1 protein-coding gene is annotated in these 590 nt (G+C 59.8%); it reads right to left on the bottom strand.

Annotation, left to right across the window (positions count from 1 at the left end):
* Positions 1 to 159 precede the first annotated feature (159 nt).
* Positions 160 to 459: a DUF982 domain-containing protein gene (locus AB4Z23_RS27890; protein WP_013637247.1), complete on the bottom strand. Its 300-nt coding sequence runs from the start codon at positions 457 to 459 to the stop codon at positions 160 to 162.
* Positions 460 to 590: the final 131 nt, after the last annotated feature.

Raw genomic sequence — 590 nt, 5'->3', positions numbered from 1 at the left:
GCGGCAAGGATGGTCCGTTTATCATCGATCGACAGAGATGACGCTTTCACAACATCGATCGGCCGTCGAAGCTGCATGCCTCGCATCAGAACCGTCGGCCCCATTGTCACTGCACTGTCGACCACCTGCTGCAACCGGATGTCTCTCACTGAGACCACCTCAATGCACGTGGGGACCGCGGTCGCCCCGCATGTGAGAAGCCGCGATCGCGGGCGTCTCAGGGGCGAGAATCTCATGTTTTTCCGCGAAGGCTGCGAACAGGCCGCGCGCGGTCTCCGCTTCGATCTCGCCGCGAAGCGCCGCCTGGCATGCTTTCATGGCAACGGTGTGTACCGTGTCTCTGAACGAGGCCGGCCACTCGACAAGGTGTCGGTAGGCGTCCATGACACTGTGAACTTCCGCCGGGAAGCCCAGGCCAACAAGAATGGTGACAGGTTTTCTGAACATATCGGGTTTCATTGCTGTCTCCTTCCCAACCCGGAATGTTGACGGGCGCCGTACCAGCGGCGCCCTGATTTTGCGGATCATTGTAGATATCAAGCCGCCTTTTGTGCCTCGATCTGCGCTGGAGCGACCGAGGTCAAAGCGGG

Origin of the sequence: Agrobacterium sp. MCAB5, from assembly GCF_052114365.1 — a bacterium.
Lineage (GTDB): Bacteria > Pseudomonadota > Alphaproteobacteria > Rhizobiales > Rhizobiaceae > Agrobacterium > Agrobacterium tumefaciens.
This window is presented reverse-complemented; position numbering and strand designations above follow the sequence as displayed.

Coding starts and splice junctions, on each gene's coding strand:
- AB4Z23_RS27890 (WP_013637247.1), bottom strand. CDS start 459: ATGAAACCCGATATGTTCAGAAAACCTGTCACCATTCTTGTTGGCCTG.